Annotated in this window: 1 protein-coding gene; it reads right to left on the bottom strand. The window is 53.2% G+C overall.

Translation table 11 applies throughout. The features are described 5' to 3' along the window. Positions 1–85: 85 nt before the first annotated feature. Positions 86–1516, bottom strand: a complete 1431-nt coding sequence (locus tag NCT32_RS36845) for an IS1182 family transposase (RefSeq protein WP_061121007.1) — start codon at positions 1514–1516, stop codon at positions 86–88. Positions 1517–1587: the final 71 nt, after the last annotated feature.

Below are 1587 nucleotides of genomic sequence, written 5' to 3'. Positions count from 1 at the left end.
CGGTGCAACTTACAATCTTTCGTTGCGCATGCAGAATTCTAAGTCGCGGGCGAAGTTATCGCCGAGTGTTCAACTCCTGCGGGCATCACGCCCGTATCGCCTTCATAACAACGTCTGAACCAAGTATCTTAGTCACTCGCTTGATGTTGTATGCAAGCACGTGCAAGCTCATTTCCGTGCTCACCCGCTCAATGGTTCGAGTCAGGAAATGAGTGGCTCCCATCCAAGCCTTGATCGTGCCAAACGGGTGCTCGACGGTTTGTCGCCGGATCCGCATCATTTCAGGTGCATGATCGAGACGCGTCTGCATATCCTCAAGAACAGCTTCGTGTTCCCAACGGGCCACGCGACGTTGAGGACTGGGCGTGCAGTTCTCCTTCAACGGACATTGCTGGCAATTCGAACTCCAGTATTTACTGATCTTCAAGCCGCGTTCAATGGTAGAAAATCGCCAAATAAGTCTCTCCCCTGCCGGGCACCGATATTCGTTCGTCTTTGCGTTGTAAATGAAGTCATCCTTCCCGAAGCGGCCATCAGCAGTAGCCATCGAGGTCACTGTCTTCGGAACAAACACCGTTATTCCAGCCTCGTGGCATGCAAGTATCTCTTCACTCTTGTAATAGCCACGATCCGCAACAGCAGTGATCTTTTCGACGCCCATTTCAGCACGAGCAAGCTTGGCCGTCGATGTCAACTGATCGCGATCAATACCATCGTTAGTGACGACGTGCGCGACGATTAGATGGTGCTTCGTATCGACGGCCGTTTGTACGTTGTAGCCGACGACCCCCGTGCCGCGCGTCTTCATCGAACGCGCATCCGGATCGGTGAGCGATATCTGTCCGTCGGGTGCCGCCTTGAGTTGGACCTCGATCTCCTTCAGACGTTGCATCTGGTCCTTCAAGGCTGCAATCTTGTCCTGCAGTCGCTCCGTCCTGGCCTTCGCGATTGCAGGCTCCTGACGATCGGCTGTGTCCATCGCCTGAAGATACCGAGCAATACTTGACTCGATGTCGCGCATGCGCCGTTCGAGCTTGGCGTTCGTGAAGTTGCGGTCGCGATGGTTCACCGCCTTGAACTTGCTGCCGTCGATCGCGACGATTGCTTCAGCAAAAAGGTCCAGACGTTGGCATAGCATCACAAACTGACGGCAGACGTTGCGGATAGCTTTGCCGTTGTCTTTACGGAACCGAGCTATGGTTTTAAAGTCCGGAGCCAGTCGACCAGTGAGCCACATCAGCTCGACATTTCGCTGCGCTTCGCGTTCAAGACGACGACTGGACTGGATGCGATTGAGATACCCGTAGATATAGATCTTAAGCATCACCTCAGGATGATAAGCCGGCCTTCCAGTCAACGCAGGCTGTACTCCCTCGAACCCCAGATCATTAAGATCAAGTTCTTCTACAAAGACATCGATCACGCGGACCGGATTTGTGTCCGTCACGTAATCATCAAGTGCTTCGGGAAGGAGAAAGCTCTGGTTACGATCGTCGCCTCGAACGAACCGCTTCATTTTGCTTGTCCTCCGCCGTCGGATAGCAAAATTTTAGCGCTCCAAAAATGCGTTTTGACACAATCTGGGCC

It is taken from the genome of Caballeronia sp. INML2 (genome assembly GCF_023631365.1).
GTDB lineage: Bacteria > Pseudomonadota > Gammaproteobacteria > Burkholderiales > Burkholderiaceae > Caballeronia > Caballeronia turbans.
Note: the sequence above shows the minus strand (reverse complement) of the source record. Positions and strands in the feature narration are given on the sequence as shown.

Coding starts and splice junctions, on each gene's coding strand:
- NCT32_RS36845 (WP_061121007.1), bottom strand. CDS start 1,516: ATGAAGCGGTTCGTTCGAGGCGACGATCGTAACCAGAGCTTTCTCCTT.